General features: G+C 69.2%; 19 protein-coding genes. 11 read left to right on the top strand and 8 right to left on the bottom strand.

Translation table 11 applies throughout. From position 1 onward, the window contains the following. Positions 1–12: 12 nt before the first annotated feature. The 8 genes from C8P66_RS02500 to C8P66_RS02465 are packed head-to-tail and all read left to right on the top strand — an operon-like array spanning position 13 to position 7,338. Entirely contained in the window at positions 13–1,455 is a 1,443-nt protein-coding gene (locus tag C8P66_RS02500; RefSeq protein WP_111396559.1) for a circularly permuted type 2 ATP-grasp protein, read from the top strand. Beyond that, a complete protein-coding gene (locus tag C8P66_RS02495) occupies positions 1,455–2,396 on the top strand; it encodes an alpha-E domain-containing protein (protein ID WP_111396558.1) in 942 nt (313 codons plus the stop codon). Before C8P66_RS02500 ends, C8P66_RS02495 begins: the two co-directional genes overlap by 1 nt. A gap of 42 nt (positions 2,397–2,438) precedes the next feature. Further along, a complete protein-coding gene (locus tag C8P66_RS02490; protein WP_111396557.1) occupies positions 2,439–3,176 on the top strand; it encodes a peptidase in 738 nt (245 codons plus the stop codon). A 25-nt stretch (positions 3,177–3,201) separates the two neighbouring features. Then, positions 3,202–4,161 carry a tripartite tricarboxylate transporter substrate binding protein gene (locus C8P66_RS02485; protein ID WP_111396556.1) on the top strand — a complete coding sequence of 320 codons (960 nt, stop codon included), beginning with the start codon at positions 3,202–3,204 and terminating at the stop codon, positions 4,159–4,161. Between the two features lie 46 nt (positions 4,162–4,207). Beyond that, positions 4,208–4,528, top strand: a complete 321-nt coding sequence (locus tag C8P66_RS24800; protein ID WP_408881937.1) for a 2Fe-2S iron-sulfur cluster-binding protein — start codon at positions 4,208–4,210, stop codon at positions 4,526–4,528. Further along, positions 4,525–5,490, top strand: a complete 966-nt coding sequence (locus C8P66_RS02475; RefSeq protein WP_111396554.1) for a substrate-binding domain-containing protein — start codon at positions 4,525–4,527, stop codon at positions 5,488–5,490. The genes C8P66_RS24800 and C8P66_RS02475 overlap by 4 nt, the downstream gene beginning before the upstream one ends. A gap of 49 nt (positions 5,491–5,539) precedes the next feature. Next, entirely contained in the window at positions 5,540–6,616 is a 1,077-nt protein-coding gene (locus C8P66_RS02470; RefSeq protein ID WP_245903172.1) for a DSD1 family PLP-dependent enzyme, read from the top strand. Next, positions 6,613–7,338, top strand: a complete 726-nt coding sequence (locus C8P66_RS02465; protein ID WP_245903171.1) for a TrmH family RNA methyltransferase — start codon at positions 6,613–6,615, stop codon at positions 7,336–7,338. Before C8P66_RS02470 ends, C8P66_RS02465 begins: the two co-directional genes overlap by 4 nt. Here the strand turns inward: C8P66_RS02465 and C8P66_RS02460 are convergent. The 8 genes from C8P66_RS02460 to C8P66_RS02425 all read right to left on the bottom strand — a co-directional run bounded on the left by C8P66_RS02460 (position 7,327) and on the right by C8P66_RS02425 (position 15,524). Further along, positions 7,327–8,079 (bottom strand): SDR family NAD(P)-dependent oxidoreductase, encoded by a 753-nt coding sequence (locus C8P66_RS02460; protein ID WP_111396552.1) that lies wholly within the window; start codon positions 8,077–8,079, stop codon positions 7,327–7,329. The genes C8P66_RS02465 and C8P66_RS02460 overlap by 12 nt on opposite strands. After that, positions 8,079–8,807 (bottom strand): tRNA (guanine(46)-N(7))-methyltransferase TrmB, encoded by a 729-nt coding sequence (gene trmB, locus C8P66_RS02455; RefSeq protein WP_111396551.1) that lies wholly within the window; start codon positions 8,805–8,807, stop codon positions 8,079–8,081. Before trmB ends, C8P66_RS02460 begins: the two co-directional genes overlap by 1 nt. After that, positions 8,804–9,991 carry a methionine adenosyltransferase gene (gene metK / locus C8P66_RS02450; protein ID WP_111396550.1) on the bottom strand — a complete coding sequence of 396 codons (1,188 nt, stop codon included), beginning with the start codon at positions 9,989–9,991 and terminating at the stop codon, positions 8,804–8,806. The genes trmB and metK overlap by 4 nt, the downstream gene beginning before the upstream one ends. A gap of 114 nt (positions 9,992–10,105) precedes the next feature. Further along, positions 10,106–10,870 carry a 4-hydroxy-tetrahydrodipicolinate reductase gene (dapB, locus tag C8P66_RS02445; RefSeq protein WP_111396549.1) on the bottom strand — a complete coding sequence of 255 codons (765 nt, stop codon included), beginning with the start codon at positions 10,868–10,870 and terminating at the stop codon, positions 10,106–10,108. Between the two features lie 286 nt (positions 10,871–11,156). Beyond that, entirely contained in the window at positions 11,157–11,567 is a 411-nt protein-coding gene (locus C8P66_RS02440) for a PRC-barrel domain-containing protein (protein ID WP_111396548.1), read from the bottom strand. 76 nt (positions 11,568–11,643) lie between these two features. After that, positions 11,644–12,780: a molecular chaperone DnaJ gene (gene dnaJ / locus C8P66_RS02435; RefSeq protein WP_456303628.1), complete on the bottom strand. Its 1,137-nt coding sequence runs from the start codon at positions 12,778–12,780 to the stop codon at positions 11,644–11,646. Positions 12,781–12,873: 93 nt separating this feature from the next. Beyond that, positions 12,874–14,790, bottom strand: coding sequence for a molecular chaperone DnaK (gene dnaK / locus C8P66_RS02430; RefSeq protein WP_111396547.1), 1,917 nt, complete (start codon positions 14,788–14,790; stop codon positions 12,874–12,876). 167 nt (positions 14,791–14,957) lie between these two features. Then, positions 14,958–15,524: a nucleotide exchange factor GrpE gene (locus C8P66_RS02425; protein ID WP_111396546.1), complete on the bottom strand. Its 567-nt coding sequence runs from the start codon at positions 15,522–15,524 to the stop codon at positions 14,958–14,960. Between the two features lie 151 nt (positions 15,525–15,675). On the opposite strand from C8P66_RS02425, the gene hemH reads away from it, so the two are divergent. From hemH to hemJ, 3 genes are read left to right on the top strand one after another with little or no spacing between them, the layout of a single operon-like run. Then, complete coding sequence (hemH, locus tag C8P66_RS02420) at positions 15,676–16,782, top strand: ferrochelatase (RefSeq protein WP_111396545.1); 1,107 nt, start codon at positions 15,676–15,678, stop codon at positions 16,780–16,782. After that, positions 16,779–17,438 carry an HAD family hydrolase gene (locus C8P66_RS02415; protein ID WP_111396544.1) on the top strand — a complete coding sequence of 220 codons (660 nt, stop codon included), beginning with the start codon at positions 16,779–16,781 and terminating at the stop codon, positions 17,436–17,438. The genes hemH and C8P66_RS02415 overlap by 4 nt, the downstream gene beginning before the upstream one ends. Then, positions 17,432–17,884 carry a protoporphyrinogen oxidase HemJ gene (hemJ, locus tag C8P66_RS02410; protein ID WP_111396686.1) on the top strand — a complete coding sequence of 151 codons (453 nt, stop codon included), beginning with the start codon at positions 17,432–17,434 and terminating at the stop codon, positions 17,882–17,884. The genes C8P66_RS02415 and hemJ overlap by 7 nt, the downstream gene beginning before the upstream one ends. Positions 17,885–18,023 lie beyond the last annotated feature (139 nt).

Genomic DNA, 18,023 nt, shown 5'->3' with positions numbered 1-18,023 from the left:
GCCTTCGATGAGATGAACGACCAGGGGGGCACGCGCGCCCCCTATGCGGGGATCGCCCGCTATCTGGAGGCCGCCGGCGAGGCCGCGCTGGAAAAGAAACGGCTGGACGCCGAGGTCCTGTTCCGCCGCATCGGCATCACCTTCGCCGTCTATGGCGAGGGCGGCGACCCGGAGCGGCTGATCCCTTTCGACATCATCCCGCGCGTCCTCGGCCGCGGGGAATGGGACCGTCTGGCACGCGGGCTGGAACAGCGGGTCCGGGCGCTGAACGCCTTCCTCGCCGATGTCTATGGCCCGGGGGAGATCATCAAGGCCGGCAAGATCCCAGGCCCGCTGGTGTTGGAGAACGAGCTTTACTGCAAGCACATGCGCGGCTTCGTCCCGGCGCGCGGCGTCTATACCCATATCGCCGGGATCGACCTGGTCCGCACCAGCGCCGATGACTTCTATGTGCTGGAAGACAATTGCCGCACGCCCTCCGGCGTCTCCTACATGCTGGAAAACCGCGAGGCGATGCTGCGGCTCTTCCCCGATCTCTGCGCCACCCACCGGCTGCTGCCGGTCAGCGACTACCCCGAGGAACTTCTGGAGACGCTGAAATCCATCGCGCCGGCCAATTGCGCGGGCGATCCGACCGTCGTCGTGCTGACGCCGGGGCCCTACAACTCGGCCTATTACGAGCATTCCTTCCTGGCCGATGAGATGGGCGTGGAACTGGTCGAGGGGCCGGATCTGTTCGTCGAGGACGACATCGTCTTCATGAAGACCACCGCCGGGCCGCAGCGGGTCGATGTCATCTACCGCCGCATCGACGACGACTACCTGGACCCTGAAGTGTTCCTGCCGGACAGCACGCTCGGCGTGGCTGGGCTGATGCGGGCCTACCGGGCCGGGAATGTCTCCCTGACCAATGCCCCCGGTGCCGGGATCGCCGATGACAAGGCGATCTACCCCTATGTGCCCGAGATGGTGCGCTTCTACCTGCACGAGGAGCCGCTGCTCGCGAATGTGCCGACCTACCTCTGCGAGCGGGAGGATGAGCGCGCCTATGTGCTCGACCATTTGCATGAGCTGGTGGTGAAGCTGACGCATGGCTCGGGCGGCTACGGCATGCTGGTCGGGCCGCATAGCACCGCCGAGCAGCGCGCGGATTTCGCCGCCCGCATCCGGGCGCGGCCGAATGACTATATCGCGCAGCCGACCCTGGCGCTGTCCACCGTGCCGACCCTGGTCGATGGCGGCATCGGGCCGCGCCATGTCGATCTGCGGCCCTTCGTGCTGACCGGGCGCGAGGTGCGGATCGTGCCGGGCGGGTTGACGCGGGTGGCGCTGCGGGAGGGCTCGCTGGTGGTCAACTCCTCCCAGGGCGGCGGCACCAAGGATACCTGGGTGGTCGAGGACGAGCCGGACCCGTCGCAATCCCAGTCCCAGTCGCAATCCCGGGGAGGGTTCTGATGCTCTCCCGCACCGCCGACAGCCTCTACTGGCTCGGCCGCTATTCGGAACGCGCGGGCAATGTCGCGCGCGGGCTGCAATCCTCGCTGCGGATGGCCTCCCTCGGCGGCGCCCTGGCCAGCCCCGCGGTGGAATGGCGCGCGCTGGTCATCGCGGCCGGCGGCGAGGAAGGCTTCACCGCCAAGCACAAGGCCTTCACCGGCGAGGCGGCGATCCACTGGCTGACGCTCGACACCTCCAACCCCTCCTCCATCGCCAATTGCATCGAATCCGGGCGCCGCAACGCCCGCGCCGTCCGCACCGCGCTGACCTCCGACATGTGGGAGGCGATCAACGAGACCTGGCTGGAATTCCGCCGCCTCGATGCCGGCACCATCCAGGGCGACCGGCTGCCGGGGTTCCTCGACTGGGTGAAGTCGCGCACGCTGCTGTTCAACGGCGCCGCCGCCGACACCATGCTGCGGGGCGAGGCCTGGCGCTTCACCCATCTCGGCACGATGCTGGAGCGGGCGGACAACACCGCACGGCTGCTGGATGTGCGCCATGCGGTCTTCGCCCCCGGTGCGGCCGAGGATGCGGCCTCCCACGCGCAATGCCAGGCGGTGCTGCGCGCCGTCGCCTCGCTGCGCGCCTACCAGCATGTCTATCGCGCGCGGCTGCGGGCGCCGCTGGTCGCCGAGCTGCTGATCATGCGGCCGGAGCTGCCGCGTTCGTTGATCGCCTGCTACGGCCGCGTCGATCGCGTGCTGCGCGTGATCGAGGCCGATACCGGCGGCCGGCGCGGCAGCGCCAACGACACCGCGGCACGGATGCATGCGCGGCTGCGCGACAATGGCATCGAGACCATTCTTGAACAGGGGCTGCACGCCTTCATCACCGAGACCATCGCCGCCAACATCCGACTCGGCATCGAGATCGCCGACACCTACCTCCATGGCTGACGACCTGGTGGCTGGCGGCCTGGTGGCTGGCGGCTGGGGCCAGTGACCTATTGCGTCGGCCTCTGCCTGGAGGACGGGCTGGTGATGCTGTCCGACACCCGCACCAACGCGGGCGTGGACAACATCTCCACCTTCTCCAAGATGTTCACCGCGACGGCACCGGATGAGCGGATGCTGTGCCTGCTCTCGGCCGGCAATCTGGCGATCACCCAATCGGCGTGGAACCGCCTGCAGGAAGGCATCGCCTTCGACGGCACCACGCATACGCTCTTCACCGTGCCCAGCATGTTCCAGGCGGCACGCCTGGTCGGCGAGGCGATCCGCGAGGTGTATCGCGCCGATGGCCCCACGCTCTCGGCGCAGAACATCGGCTTCGATGTCTCGGTGCTGCTCGGCGGGCAGATCGCGGGCGGGCCGATGCGCCTGTATCTGGTCTATGCCGCGGGCAACTTCATCGAGGCCACGCCGGACAATCCCTTCCTGCAGATCGGCGAGCTCAAATACGGCAAGCCGATCCTGGATCGCGCGCTGGCCTTCGACACCTCGCTGGAGGATGGCGTGAAGCTCGCGCTGATCAGCATGGACAGCACGCTGCGCTCCAACCTCACGGTCGGGTTGCCGCTCGATCTGCTGGTGTCGCGGCAGGGCACGCAAACCATTGCGCTGCAGCGACGGATCAGCGACGAAGATCCCTATCTGCGTCTGGTGCGGGACGGCTGGTCGGCCGCCCTGCGCGAAGCCTGGCAGGCCATGCCACCACCCCCTTGGATGGAGAGCTGACGCAGAGTTCGGGAGGAAAAAAACAATGATCCGACGCCGCGCAACCCTGGCGCTACCGGCCCTTCTGCTCGCCACGCCCGCCCTTGCCCAAGGCTGGCCCAACCGGCCGATCCGCATCGTCGTGCCCTTCGGCGTCGGCGGTTCGGCCGATGTCGCCGCGCGCTTCCTCAGCGAACCCTTGAGTGTGGCACTCGGCCAATCGGTGGTGATCGAGAATCGCCCCGGCGCGGGCGCCGTGATCGGCACCGATGCGGTGACGAAATCGGCCCCCGACGGGCACACGCTGCTGCTGATGAGCAACACGCACACGACCAACGAGACGCTGCTGGCCAACCGGCCCTATGTGCTGATGCGCGACCTCGTCGCCGTCGCCGCCATCAACATCGCGCATCACGTCCTGGTCGTGCATCCGAGCCTGCATGTCAGCACCGTCGCCGAGCTGATCGCGGCGGCCAAGGCGCGGCCGGGGACGATCGACTATGCCTCCTCCGGCCCCGGCACGCCCTATCACATCGCGGCCGAGGTATTCCGGGCCATGGCGGGGATCGACATCACCCATATCCCCTTCCGTGGCTCGAACGAGGCGCGCACGGCGCTGATCGCGGGCACGGTGCCGATGATGTTCGATGCCATCCCGACCATGCGCGAACAGATCACCGGCGGGCGCGTCATCGCGCTGGCCACCACCGGCCCGACCCGAAGCCCGCTGCTGCCCGAGGCGCCGGCCCTGGCCGAGACCCTGCCGGGGTATGAGGCGAATATCTGGCTCGGGCTGATGGCGCCCGCCGGCACCCTGCCCGCGGTGATCGCGCGCATCAATACCGAGGTGAACCGCATCCTGGGGCTGGAGGCGACCAGGCTGGCCCAGGCGCGCATGGGCGCGCAGCCGATGCCGATGACGCCGGCGGAGTTCGACGCCTATATGCGCGCGGATATCGTCAAGCAGGCCGAGGCGATCCGCCTGGCCAACATCCAGGTGCAATGAGCACCGCCTCACCCTCAACGGCGCCGAGACCTACGGCTGCTGCCATGTGCTGGTGGAGGGGGTGAGCCGCCCCTCCCGCACCCTGCCGGTCGAGGCGGTGGCGGGGCGGCACGTCACGACCGTCGAGGGCTCGCATGCCCGAGGCGCCGCATCCGTTGCAGACCGCCTTCCTCGACGAGCAGGCGGGCGATGCGGCTGGTGCCTGCCAGGCCTCCCGATTTCGGCCGCCGCCTTGCTTGCGGCGAACGCCCAGCCCGATGATGCTGCGGTGCGTGCGGCGCTGGAGCCGCACCTCTGCCGTTGCGGCAGCCATAATCGCATCATCAGGGCCGTGCCGCGCGCGGCGCGCGCCGGAGCCCGCCCATGATCCCGATCACACTGGCCAGCACCCTCACCGATCGCACGCGCCCGGTGCTGGACGGACGCTTTCCCATCCCCGGCGTCGCCCTGACCCATCTGCCGGGGGAGCCCGAGGACATCTTCCACCGCGCCCTGCGCGACCAGGCCTTCCACGTCACCGAACTCAGCATGGGCAGCCACATCGTCACCACCGCGCGGGGCGACAGCCCCTATGTCGGGGTGCCGGTCTTCCTGTCGCGTGCCTTCCGCCACAACGCGGTCTGGATCCGGACGGATCGCGGGATCGCGGGGCCGGCGGATCTGGCGGGCAAGACCATCGCATTGCTGGCCTATGAGCAGACCGCCGCCCTTTGGGTGCGGGGGATGCTGCGGGACCAGCATGGCGTCGATACCAGAAGCATCCGCTGGCGCATCGCCGGCGCGCGCATCGCGCTGTCGCCGCCGCCGGGCGTCGATCTGGCACCCCTGGGCGAGTCGGTCGATGTGGCGCTGACGGCGGGGCGGATCGACGCCTATATCGGCCCGCGCCCGCCGAAGGGCGCGCTGGAGGCCGGGGCCCCCGTCGCGCGGCTCTGGGCCGATCCGCGCGCGGCCGAGGCCGCCTACCACGCCGCCACGCATTTCTTCCCGATCATGCATTGCCTGGCGGTGCGCAAGGATGTGGCGGCGGCGCATCCCTGGCTGCCCATGGAGCTGTTCCGCGCCTTCACGGCGGCCAAGAACGCCTCGGTCCATGAGATGCTGATGACCAACGTCCTGCGCGTCTCGCTGCCCTTCGCCGCCTATGACGCGGCGGTGCAGACCCAGGCCATGGGCGGCGACCCCTGGCCCTATGGTTTGGCGCGCAACCGGGTCGAGGTTGAAGCCATGATCCGCTATGCCGTCGAGGACGGCCTGATCGCCGAATCCATCCCGCCAGACGCGCTCTTTCACCCAAGCGTGCTGGATGCCCCCGACCCGGGGCCCTGACCGGAGCAAAGACCTCACCATGCTGCAACCTGCCCCCGCCGAACCTGGAATGCGGGAAGAGGACGTCGAGACCCCGGCGCTGCTGCTGGACCTGGATGCCTTCGAGCATAACCTCGACACCATGGCCGCCTTCCTGGCGCCGACCGGCGCGAAGCTGCGCGCCCATGCCAAGACCCATAAATCGGCGGTGGTCGCCATGGCGCAGATGCGGCGCGGCGCCATCGGCCAATGCGTCCAGAAGGTCGGCGAGGCCGAGGCCCTGGCCTGGGGCGGCATCCCCGACATCCTGGTCTCCAACGAGGTGGTCGGGCCGAAGAAGCTGGCGCGGCTGCTGGCGCTGTCCGGCATCGCCAAACTCGCGCTCTGCGTGGACGGGCTGGAACAGATCGCCGCCGCCGAAGCCGCCGCCGAGGCCGCGAACCATCGCCTGTCGGTGCTGGTCGAGATCGACGTGGGCGGCGCCCGCTGCGGCGTGCGCCCCGGCCCCGAGGCGGTGGCCCTCGCCGAACGCATCGCCGCCAGCCCGCATCTGCGCTTTGGCGGCTTGCAGGCCTATCACGGCTCCGCCCAGCACATCCGGGGGCTGGAGGAACGCGGGGCTGCCATCGCCCAGGCCGCCGAGGACAGCCGCCGCACGGTGGAGCAGCTGCGCCAGCGCGGGCTGGACTGCCCGATCGTCGGCGGCGCCGGCACCGGCACCTTCGGCTTCGAGGTCGCCAGCGGGATCTATACGGAGATCCAGGCCGGTTCCTACGCCTTCATGGATGCGGATTACGCCCGCAACACCACGCCCCCGCCCTTCCGCCATTCCCTGTTCGTGCTGGCGACGGTGATGTCGCGCGCGGTGCCGGGCGTCGCGGTGGTCGATGCGGGCCATAAGGCGATCCCGACCGACAGCGGCTACCCGACCCTCTGGGAGCGCCCCGGGCTGCGCTACACCGGCGCCAGCGACGAACACGGCAAGATCGAGATCGGCGATGGCGCCGCCCCGGCCCTGGGTGAAAAACTGCGGCTGGTGCCGGGGCATTGCGACCCGGCGGTGGACCGCTACGACTGGTATGTCGGCGTGCGGAAGGGCCGGGTGGAATGCCTCTGGCCGATCGCGGCCCGCGGGGCGATGCAGTGAGCAACGATCCGGATCGCATCTGCGGCCCCAACGCCGTCGCTGCCCTGTTCGCCTGCCGGCCGGATGCCGTGCTGCGGCTGTTCTATGTGCCGGAGCGGCGCTTCCAGGCCGGACCCTTTTGCCCGCTGCTGGCGCGCAGCCGCCGCCCCTATCGCGAAGTGCCGCCCGACGAGTTGGCCAAGATCGCCGGCACCCCGCATCACGGTGGGATCGTCGCGGTCGCGGCGCAGCGCATGCTGGAACAGATCGAGGAACCTTTGCCCGATTGGGGACCGCTGCTGCCGGTGCTGGACAGCATCGGCAATCCGCACAACCTCGGCGCCATCGCCCGTTCGGCGGCGTTCTTCGGGGTGAAGGGGATGCTGCTGGGCGGCTCCGGACAGGCCGGGCTGTCCTCCTCGGCCTATCGCGTCTCGGAAGGCGGGCTGGAGCATCTGATGCTGCATCATGCCGATCCGCTGCCGGGGGTGCTGCGCGCCTTGGCGCCACGGATGCTGACCGTGGTCGCCGTCTCCCGCGACGGCATCGCGCCGGAAGCGGTGCCGCGCGACCGGCCGATCGCGCTGGTGCTGGGCAATGAGGAAACCGGCCCGGCGCGCGCGACCATCGAGGCCTGCGCGGTCAAGGTCACTCTGCCGGGGTCGGGCATGGTCGAGAGCCTGAACGTCTCGGCGGCGGCCGCCGTGCTGTTCCACGCGCTGCTCACCCCGTCAGGGCGGTAGGCGCAGCCCGGCATCCAGGCGCAGGACCGATCCGTTCAGCAGCGGATTGTCCAGCACCGCCATCACCAGCCGGGCGAATTCGGCGGGCGTCCCCAGGCGCCCCGCCGGAAACAGCGGCATGGCGCGCAGCGCCTCCAGTGCTGCCGGCGGCAGGGTCGCCAGCAGCGGCGTTTCCATCATCCCCGGTGCGAGGGTCACGACCCGCACGCCACGCGTGGCCATGTCGCGCGCGGCCGGCAGGGTCAGCCCCATGACGCCGGCCTTGCTGGCGGCATAGGCGCATTGGCCGCCCTGCCCCTCGGTCCCGGCGATGGAGGAGGTGAGCACCACCACCCCGCGCTCCTCGCCGTGGAGGTCGTTCGCCGCCATGGCGGCGGCGGCCAGGCGCAGCAGGTTGAAGGTGCCGATCAGGTTCACGCGGATCACCCGCTCGAACAGCGCCAGATCATGCGCGCCATTGCGCCCGACCAGCCGTGCGGCGGGGGCGATGCCGGCGCAGGCCACGGCGGCGCGAAGCGGGCCGAGGGCGGTCGCGGTGGCGACGGCCCGTTCCATCACCGGCCCATCCGCGACATCGCCAGCGATGGCGACCCCACCCAGGCGGGCGGCGGCGGCCTCGGCGGCCTCGGCGTTCAGGTCCAGCACCACGACGCGGGCACCGGCGGCGGCCAGCGCCTCGGCGGTGGCCAGGCCAAGGCCGGAGGCGCCCCCGGTCACCAGAGCGGAGGCACCGTGCAGCATCAGGCGGCGTCCTCGTTGCGAACGAAGATCCAGTAGCGGGGGTGGCGGCCCATGCGATGGGCCTTGGCCTCGTAGCGCGTGCCGGGCCAGCCCTCGGGGCGTTCCTCGGCCACCAGGATCTGGCGGAACAGGCTCTGGTTGGCGAAGGTCTCGGCGACCCAGTCCTGATAGGTCGGGTCGTCCGAGGCGATGCGCCATTCCGCGCCCGGCTTCAGCACCCGCGCCACCAGCGCCAGCGCCGCCGGATGCACGAAGCGGCGCTTGGCATGGCGCGCCTTGGGCCAGGGATCGGGGAACATCAGGTAGAGGCGGTCCAGCGAGGCATCCGGCATCGCCGCCAGCAGATGCCGCGCATCGTCATCCCACAGCCGCAGCGTGTCGGGCAGCGGGGCGGTGGCTTCCGCCTCCTCCGGCACCAGCCGGGTCAGCAGGGAACACAGCCCGTTGGCAAAGACCTCGGAGGCGATCAGCCCGACCTCGGGGTTTTCGGCATGCAGGGCGAGCGCATGCTCGCCGCCGCCGAAGCCGACCTCCAGCCACAGGGCGGAGATCGGGGCGGAGAAGCCGCCGCGCGGATCGGCGGGATCGGCCAGCCGCAGCCGGGGCAGGGTATCGGCCAGCAGCCGTTCCTGCCGCGGACGCAGCGCATGGCCGCGCACGCGGCCATAGAGCCGGTCGGGGATGCCCTCGACCGGCGGGACCGGCCGGCTAGCGGCCGGGTCGCTCACCGCCCGAAGGCGGCCTTCAGCGCATCGGCCAGATCGGTGCGCTCCCAGGTGAAGGTGCCCTTCTCGGGGTCCGGGACGCGGCCGAAGTGGCCATAGGCGCTGGTCGGCACATAGATCGCGCGGTTGAGCTGCAGATGCTCGCGGATGCCGCGCGGCGAGAGGTTCATCATCTCGTTCACGACCTTGGCCAGCCGCGTCTCGTCCACATCCTTGCCGGTGCCGTGCAGGTCGAAATAGACCGACAGCGGCCGCGACACGCCGATCGCGTAGGAGACCTGGATCGTGCACTTTTCCGCGAGACCCGCGGCGACGACGTTCTTGGCCAGATACCGGCAGGCATAGGCGGCCGAACGATCGACCTTGGTCGGGTCCTTGCCGGAGAAGGCGCCGCCGCCATGCGGGGCCGCCCCGCCGTAGGTATCGACGATGATCTTGCGCCCGGTCAGGCCGCAATCGCCATCGGGGCCGCCGATGATGAAGGTGCCGGTCGGGTTCACGTACAGCTCCTCATCCGGGCACATCCAGCCCTCGGGCAGGGAGCTCGTGATGATCGGCAGCAGCATCTGCTTGATCTGGGCCTGATCCAGCCCTTCGGCGTGCTGGGTCGAGACGACGATGGAGGTCGCGCCCACCGGCTTGCCGTTGACGTAGCGCAGGGTGACCTGGCTCTTGGCGTCCGGCAGCAGCCCGGCGACGGCCTTGTCGTTGTTCTTCCGCATCTCGTTGACGCGACGCAGGATCAGATGCGCGTAGTAGAGCGGCGCCGGCATCAGATCCGGGGTTTCCAGGCAGGCGTAGCCGAACATGATGCCCTGGTCGCCGGCACCCTCGTCCTTGTTGCCGGCCGCATCCACGCCCTGCGCGATGTGCACCGACTGGGCGTGCAGGTGGCATTCCACCTTGGCATTCCGCCAGGAGAAGCCGTCCTGGTCATAGCCGATGTCATGCACCGCCATGCGGGCGAGATGGATCAGCAGTTCCGGCGTCACCGTATCCGGGCCGCGGACTTCGCCCGCCAGCACGATGCGGTTGGTCGTCACCAGCGTCTCGCAGGCAACGCGGGAATAGGGATCGGCGGTCAGAAAGGCATCGAGCACCGTGTCGCTGATGCGATCGGCCACCTTGTCGGGATGACCTTCGGACACCGATTCGGAGGTGAACAGATAGTCGCCCTGGTCGCGCATGGCGTGAATTGTCCTCTTGTCGCGGAGCGCCGCGGGAAACCTGGTGGCCGCCGGGCTCGGGGCCTATCGCAAGGCAGGCCGGGGGGGTCAAGTGCCGTGGTGCAGCAGGGCGCCCTAGCCTTGCAGGACATCGGCCATGGAGAACAGCCCAGGCCCCCGCCCCGCCGTCCAAAGCGCCGCCCGCACCGCACCGGTCGCATAGACGCGACGATCGAAGGAGCGGTGGGTCAGCGCGATATGCTCCGACCCCGCGGCGAAGATCAGCGTGTGCTCGCCCACCACCTGCCCGCCGCGGATGGCGGAGAAGCCGATGGCCCCGGGCTTGCGCGCGCCCACATGGCCATCGCGCCCGCTTTCGATGCCGGCCGCCTCCATCGTGGTGCCGCGCCCGCGCGCCACGGCGCGGCCGAGCGCCACCGCCGTGCCGGAGGGTGCGTCCACCTTCTGGCGATGGTGCATCTCGACGATTTCGGCGTCGTATTGCGCGCCGGGTAGTGCCGCCGCCATGCGTTCGGCCAATGCAAACAACAGGTTCACGCCCGGCGCGAAATTGGCGGCATAGACGATGGCCGTGCGGGTCGCGGACTGCGCCACCGCCGCCTCGGCCACCGATGAAAGACCGGAGGAGCCGAGGATCAGGGCCGTGCCGGATTGGGCCGCAAGGCGCGCATGCTCGGTTGCGGCATCGGCATGGGTGAAGTCGATGACCACATCGCAGCCCGCGAACATCGCCGCCGCATCGGCGAAGACGGTGGTGCCGGCCGGCGCCGGGCGCGAGGCGCCGACCGTTCCGCCCGCGAGCGTGCCGCCGGCGGCGGCGACCTCCTCCGCCAGAAGCTGACCCATCCGGCCGGCAATGCCGGCAATTCCGATCCGCATGACCACGCTCCCCGCCCCTCGCAGCGCGACTCTTTGCCGGTCAAATCCGTGCTTGTGAAGCTAAGGGGTTCTTCATGGTCGGGACGGATATTCGGAGATGTCGCAACACTACCCGGAATGGACATTGCCATGAACGCCAAGACCGCTCCTGCCCCGTTGAGCCTGCGCCTGGTTGTCTCCGGCCTTATGGCCCTGCCCTGGGTCGCCCCGATTTCGACGCCGGCCCCCACCAGGCAGGGATGAAAAAAGGGCGCGGCCCTTTCGGACCGCGCCCTCTTTCAGCTGATCACAGCCCGTAGTAGGGCGCGACCTTCCAATACTCATGGAGGCGGCGGCCATAGGCCTCATCCGCCCAGTCCACCGACTCGCCCGCGCTGTAGGAGGGCGCGTCTTCGAGGACGGTGGCATCGATCGCGGCGACGAAGCCATCCAGGCGCGTGTCGTACTTCAGCGCCGCCCAGGGCATCGGATAATACTTCTCCCCGATGCCGAGGAAGCCGCCGAAGGACAGCACCGCATAGGCAACGCGGCCCGAGCTCTTGTCGATCATCACGTCATCGACGGAGCCGACTTTCTTATCGTTCAGGTCATAGACGGAGGTCCCGCTGACCTTGCTGGCGGCGATGAGGTTGCCGTGGGTGCTGCTGCTCGGGCTGGTTTCGGTCACGCCCGACGGGTTGGTCGTAGTATGGCTCATGGCTTTTCTCCTTGTCTGTGCGCGCTGTTCTTGCGCAGTGACAGAAGAACGCCCGACCCTCCCGCCGGTTGCCTGATCAGCGCCCGGCCAGCCCCTCCCAGAACGCCGAGACCTTGGCGAAGAAGCCCTCGGCCTCGGGGCTGCTGCGGCCGCCCTTGGTCGCCTCCGCCTCAAATTGCTCCAGCAACTCACGCTGCTTCGCATTCAGGTTCTGCGGGGTTTCCACCGCCACCTTGACGAACATGTCGCCACGGCTGGCCGAACGCAGCACGGAGAAGCCCTTGCCGCGCAGACGGAACTGGTCGCCCGTCTGGGTGCCGGCGGGGATGGTGACCTTGGCGCGGCCACCATCGATGACCGGCACCTCGACCGCGCCCCCGAGCGCGGCCTGGCTCATCCGCAGCGGCACGTGGACGAAGATGTTGTTCTCCTGCCGCTGGAACAGCTCATGCGGCCGCACGCCGATATCGACGTAGAGATCGCCCGCGGGGGCGCCGCGCAGCCCGGCCTCGCCCTCCCCGGTCAGGCGGATGCGCATCCCGTCATCCACGCCCGGGGGGATGGTGACGGACAGGCTGCGCTCCCGCTGCACGCGGCCGCTGCCGGCGCAGACCTTGCAGGGGTTCTTGATGATCCGGCCCTGGCCGCCGCAGGTCGGGCAGCTGCGCTCGACCAGGAAGAAGCCCTGTTGCTGGCGCACCTTGCCGGCACCCTGGCAGGTGCCGCAGGTCTGGGCCTGGGCCTTGCCGCCCTCCGCACCCGAGCCGGAACAGGTCTCGCATTGCACCGAGCTTGGCACCCGGATGGTCTTCTTCGCGCCGGCGAAGGCCTCTTCCAGGGTGATCTGGATTTCCTGCCGCAGATCGGCGCCGCGGCCGGTGGATTGCCGCTGCCCGCGCCCGCCGAAACGGCCGAACATCTCCTCGAAGATGTCCTCGAAGGCGCCACCGCCGAAGGGGCTGCCCGCGCCGCCGCGACCGGCGGCGTCGAAGGCCGCATGACCGTATTGGTCATAGGCGGCGCGCCGCTCCGGGTCCTTCAGCACATCATAGGCCTCGTTCAATTCCTTGAACTTCGGCTCGGCGTCCTTGTTGCCGTGATTGCGATCGGGGTGCCACTGCATGGCGAGTTTGCGATAGGCCTTCTTCAGGTCCTCATCGCTCGCGTCCCGGCTAGTGCCGAGGATCTCGTAAAAATCGCGCTTGGCCATCATGTTATCCGCAGCAAGGAGGCGCTTCGGCGCCCCGAACAGACAAGCACCCGGCCCCTGTTCGGGAGCCGGGTGCGGCGTCGGTCGGTGTCCAGGCTACTTCTTGGTCTTCGGGTCGAGGTCCTCGAATTCCGCGTCCACCACCTTGTCGTCCGGCTTGGCGCCGGGGGCGGCACCAGGCGGGGGAGCGGCGGCGGCCTCGGCGGCGGCCTGGGCCTTGTAGATCGACTCGCCGAGCTTCAACGACGCGGCCGAAAGGGTTTCGGTCGCAGCCTTTGCGGCGTCGGTGTCGTCGCCTTCCAGCGCCGTGCGGGCGGTGGCAAGGGCGGCCTCGGCCTCGGCCTTCTCGGTCGCGCCGATCTTGTCGGCGTTGTCCTTCAGCGTCTTCTCGGTGCTGTGGACCATGGCATCGAGGGTGTTGCGGGTCTCGACCGCCGCACGCCGGATCTTGTCGGCCTCGGCATTGGCTTCGCCTTCCTTCACCATCCGCTCGATATCGGCATCCGACAGGCCGGATCGCGCCTGGATCTTGATCGCGGTTTCCTTGCCGGTCGCCTTGTCCTTCGCCTGGACGCTGACGATGCCGTTCGCGTCGATGTCGAAGGTCACCTCGATCTGCGGCATGCCACGGGGGGCCGGGGGAATGCCTTGCAGGTCGAAGTTGCCGAGCAGCTTGTTGTCGGCCGCCATCTCGCGCTCGCCCTGGTAGCACTTGATGGTGACGGCGGTCTGGCCGTCATCCGCGGTGCTGAACACCTGGGATTTCTTGGTCGGGATGGTGGTGTTGCGGTCGATCAGGCGGGTGAACACGCCGCCCAGCGTCTCGATGCCGAGCGACAGCGGGGTCACGTCGAGCAGCAGGACGTCCTTGACCTCGCCCTTGAGCACGCCGCCCTGGATCGCGGCGCCGATGGCCACGACCTCATCCGGGTTGACGTTGCGCGCGGGCTCCTTGCCGAAGAACTTCTTCACCTCCTCGATGACCTTGGGCATGCGGGTCATGCCGCCGACCAGGATCACTTCGTCGATCTCATTCGCCGCGAGGCCCGCATCCTTCAGCGCCTGCCGGCAGGGCGCCAGCGTCCGCTGCACCAGGTCATCGACCAACGCTTCGAGCTTGGCGCGCGTGACCTGGAGCACGAGGTGCTTCGGGCCGCTCGCATCGGCGGTGATGAAGGGCAGGTTGATCTCGGTCTGCTTGGCCGAGGACAGCTCGATCTTCGCCTTCTCCGCGGCTTCCTTCAGCCGCTGCAGCGCCAGCTTGTCGCCGCGCAGGTCGATGCCGTTCTCTTTCTTGAACTCGTCCGCGAGGTAGTCGATCACCCGCTGGTCGAAGTCCTCGCCGCCGAGGAAGGTGTCGCCGTTGGTGGACTTCACCTCGAACACGCCGTCGCCGATCTCAAGGATGGACACGTCGAAGGTGCCGCCGCCGAGGTCATAGACCGCGATCGTGCCGGTGTGCTTCTTGTCCATGCCATAGGCGAGGGCGGCCGCGGTCGGCTCGTTGATGATGCGCAGGACCTCAAGGCCCGCGATCGCGCCAGCTTCCTTGGTCGCCTGGCGCTGGGCATCGCTGAAATAGGCGGGGACGGTGATGACGGCCTGCGTCACCTTCTCGCCGAGGAAGGCCTCGGCGGTCTCCTTCATCTTGGTCAGGATGTTGGCGCTGATTTCCTGCGGCGCATATTTCTTGCCGTTCACCTCGACCCAGGCGTCGCCATTGTCCGCCTTGACGATCTCGTAGGGCGCCAAGCCCTTTTCCTTCTGGACCATCGGGTCGTCGAAGCGGCGGCCGATCAGGCGCTTGAAGGCGAAGAGGGTGTTGAACGGGTTGGTGACGGCCTGCCGCTTGGCGGCCTGGCCAACCAGACGCTCACCATTCTTGGCGAAGGCGACCATGCTCGGAGTGGTGCGCGCACCCTCGGCGTTTTCCAGGACCCGCGTCTCGCCGCCATCCATGATGGCCACGCAGGAATTGGTGGTGCCGAGATCGATACCGATGACTTTACTCATGTCCGTCTGCTCCTGTGCGGCGGTCGGCGGCGGCCCGTAGAGGCACCGGACGCGACCCCTCGCGGATCGGGTTGATATAGAGGCGATGTATTCAGGCGGACGCCCGGCGACAAGGCCTCGGCTCAGTTAAACTGCCTCTTTTCCATGCAAGCGGCCATCAAGCCACGTCATTGGCCTGGCTGGGCCGCCACCACCACCATGGCCGGGCGCAACAGGCGTCCGTGCAGGCTCCAGGCCGCGCTATAGGCATGAATCACAGTACCGGGGGCCACGCCCGGGGGGGCGGGCTGTTCGGCCATCGCCTGGTGCAGGGCGGGGTCGAAGGGCTTGCCGGTCGCATCCTCCCGCTTCACGCCATGGCGTTCCAGCATGGCGATGAAGGCCTTCTCGATGCCGGAGAAGCCGCCGCGCATCTTCTGCAGCAGTTCCGGCTCGCCGGGGGCCTCGGCCGGCAAAGCGGCGAGGCCGCGGGCCAGGTTCTCGGCCGCCTCGGCCACGTCGGAGGCGAATTTCTGCACCGCATAGGCGCGGGCGTCCTGGATGTCCTTGGTGGCGCGGGCACGGACATTGGCGGTCTCGGCCTCGGCGCGGAGCCAGCGGTCCTTCATGGTGGCCACCTCCGCCTCAAGCGTCGCAATGCGCTGCTCGGGCGTCTCGATCAGCGCCGTGTGCTCGGCCGAGGCCGCGCCTTCAGGCACCTGGTCGTGGGTCGGATTGGATTCATTATGGGTCATATCGGGATCACATCGATAGTGGTGGCGGGGCGTCGATCCCACCCGCCGTCACCTAGGGGGCACCGCCCCCGGATGCAACTGCCAAGGATCAAGGGCGGCATCGCCAAAACGCGCCTTGACCAAGCCGCGCGCGGTGGCACATCCCCCCCTCATGGACGCCACCCCTCCCCCTTCGCCACACCGCCGCCGCGTCGCGGTGGTCCTGCTCAACCTTGGCGGGCCGGACAGCCCGGCGGCGGTGCGTCCGTTCCTGACCAATCTATTCCGCGACCCGGCCATCCTGCGGGTGCCGGGGCTGGTGCGCCCCTGGCTCGGCTGGCTGATCGCCGCCCTGCGGACCAAGGCGGCAACGGCCAATTACGCCATCCTCGGGGGCAAATCGCCCTTGCTGGAGCTGACCCAGGGGCAGGCCGAGGCGCTGGAGGCCGCCTTGCAGCCGGATCTGGACGCGCGCTGCTTCATCGCCATGCGCTACTGGCACCCCTTCGCCGAGGAGACGCTGCGCGAGGTGATGGCCTGGGCGCCGGAGGAGGTGCTGCTGCTGCCGCTCTATCCGCAGTTCAGCACCACCACGACCGGCTCCTCGGCCGATGACTGGACCACGGCCTGCGCCAAGGCCGGTTTTTCGATCCCGACCACGACACTGTGCTGCTGGCATTCCGACCCGGGCTATGCCCAGGCCACCGCCCGGCTGGTGACGGACTCCTATGCCGCCGCCCGCGCCGCCCTGCCGCCCGAGACCCCGCTGCGAGTGCTGTTCAGCGCCCATGGCCTGCCGGAGAGCATCGTGGAGGCCGGCGATCCCTACCAATGGCAGATCGAGCGGACGGTCGCGCAGGTGGTGTCCAACCTGCACATCGAGGGGCTGGACCACCTCGTCTGCTACCAGTCCCGCGCCACCCCGCAGAAATGGATCACCCCCTCCACCGAGGCCGAGATCGAACGCGCCGGGCACGAGGGCGTGGCCTTGCTGGTCTGCCCGATCGCCTTCGTCTCCGAGCATTCGGAGACGCTGGTGGAGCTGGATGTGGAATACCGCGAGGTCGCGGAGAAGCACGGCGTCCCCGGCTATTTCCGGGTGCCGGCGCAGAACAGCGACCCCGCCTTCATCGCCGCCCTGGCCGGGCTGGCGCGGCGGGCGCTGGAGGGCGGGCGCAGCCTTTGCTCCTTCGCCGGCGGGCGGCAGTGCCCGAAGGTGCATGCCGACTGCCCGCATGGCCGCATCGCCGCCAACGCCCCGGCGCGGGCCGCGGCATGACCCGTCCCTCAGCCGTCCTGTTCGATTGCGACGGCGTCCTGGCGGATACCGAGGGCACGGTGAACCGGCTGGTGGCCGAGGATTTGTCGCTGCGCGGCTGGCCGATGGACGGGGTGGAGGCGCGGGAGACCTTCCTCGGCCTCGCTTTGCCCGACATGGTGCCGCTGATCGAGGCCCGTTGCGGCCCCTTGCCGCGCGGCTGGGGCAGGATGCTCTCGGCCCGGATCGCGACCCGGCTGTCGGTGGGCGTGGACGCCATGCCGGGGGCGGTGGCGGCGGTGATGGTGGTCCATGCGGCCGGGATACCGGTCGCCTGCGCCTCCAACTCCTCCCGCATCGAACTTGCGATCAAGCTGCCCGCGCTGGGGCTGCACGAGGTCTTCCTGGACCGGGCCTTCTCCTTCGAGGATGTGGCGCGGCCCAAGCCCTGGCCCGATCTGTGGATCGCCGCCGCCCGCGCCTGCGGCGCCGCCCCGCGCGACTGCGTGGTGGTGGAGGACAGCCTGGCCGGCGTCCGCTCCGCCCGCGCCGCCGGCTGCCGGGTGCTGGGGCTGGCCCATCCGGGCGAGGGCGATGGCTTGGCCGCGGCGGGCGCGCAGGTGTTCCGCGCCATGGCGGAACTGCCTGGGCTGCTGGGCTTGCAGGAGGCCTGGTGATGGACTGGCTGCTGCCGCTCTACCCTTGGGTGAAGTCGCTGCATGTGATCGCGGTGATCACCTGGATGGCGGGGATCTTCTATCTGCCGCGGCTGTTCATCTACCACATGGCCGAACCGGTGGGTTCCACGACCAGCGAGACCTTCAAGACCATGGAGCGCCGGCTGCTGCGGGCGATCATGAACCCCTCGATGATCGCGGCCTGGGCCATGGGGCTGACCCTGGTCGCCACCCCCGGCGTGATCGATTGGCGGGCCGGCTGGTGGCATACCAAGCTGCTGGCGGTGATCCTGATGACCGCCGTGCATATGCATCAGGCCGCCGGGCGCAGTGCCTTCGCGCGGGACGAGCGGCCCCATACCGAACGTTACTGGCGGATCGCCAATGAAGTGCCGAGCCTGTTGCTGATCATCATTGTCGTCATGGTCATCGCCCGCCCGTTCTGAGAGCCGTTGACGCGGGCAGCGGGGGCACCTAGTTTCAAAGGGCTTCCTATGGGAGCGGCCGTCCGTGCCGCCCTTCTCCTACCTCATCCGCGGGTTCATTCGATCGTCGGCCCCCGCCCGGGGCGAACCGGCGATCCAC

Source organism: Humitalea rosea (assembly GCF_003253705.1).
GTDB classification, from domain to species: Bacteria; Pseudomonadota; Alphaproteobacteria; order Acetobacterales; family Acetobacteraceae; genus Humitalea; species Humitalea rosea.
This window is presented reverse-complemented; position numbering and strand designations above follow the sequence as displayed.

Coding starts and splice junctions, on each gene's coding strand:
- dapB (WP_111396549.1), bottom strand. CDS start 10,870: ATGCGGATCGGAATTGCCGGCATTGCCGGCCGGATGGGTCAGCTTCTG.
- C8P66_RS02475 (WP_111396554.1), top strand. CDS start 4,525: ATGATCCCGATCACACTGGCCAGCACCCTCACCGATCGCACGCGCCCG.
- dnaK (WP_111396547.1), bottom strand. CDS start 14,790: ATGAGTAAAGTCATCGGTATCGATCTCGGCACCACCAATTCCTGCGTG.
- C8P66_RS02425 (WP_111396546.1), bottom strand. CDS start 15,524: ATGACCCATAATGAATCCAATCCGACCCACGACCAGGTGCCTGAAGGC.
- C8P66_RS02500 (WP_111396559.1), top strand. CDS start 13: ATGAACGACCAGGGGGGCACGCGCGCCCCCTATGCGGGGATCGCCCGC.
- C8P66_RS02485 (WP_111396556.1), top strand. CDS start 3,202: ATGATCCGACGCCGCGCAACCCTGGCGCTACCGGCCCTTCTGCTCGCC.
- C8P66_RS02460 (WP_111396552.1), bottom strand. CDS start 8,079: ATGCTGCACGGTGCCTCCGCTCTGGTGACCGGGGGCGCCTCCGGCCTT.
- C8P66_RS02495 (WP_111396558.1), top strand. CDS start 1,455: ATGCTCTCCCGCACCGCCGACAGCCTCTACTGGCTCGGCCGCTATTCG.
- dnaJ (WP_456303628.1), bottom strand. CDS start 12,780: ATGATGGCCAAGCGCGATTTTTACGAGATCCTCGGCACTAGCCGGGAC.
- metK (WP_111396550.1), bottom strand. CDS start 9,991: ATGCGCGACCAGGGCGACTATCTGTTCACCTCCGAATCGGTGTCCGAA.
- C8P66_RS02470 (WP_245903172.1), top strand. CDS start 5,540: ATGCGGGAAGAGGACGTCGAGACCCCGGCGCTGCTGCTGGACCTGGAT.
- hemH (WP_111396545.1), top strand. CDS start 15,676: ATGGACGCCACCCCTCCCCCTTCGCCACACCGCCGCCGCGTCGCGGTG.
- C8P66_RS02415 (WP_111396544.1), top strand. CDS start 16,779: ATGACCCGTCCCTCAGCCGTCCTGTTCGATTGCGACGGCGTCCTGGCG.
- C8P66_RS02440 (WP_111396548.1), bottom strand. CDS start 11,567: ATGAGCCATACTACGACCAACCCGTCGGGCGTGACCGAAACCAGCCCG.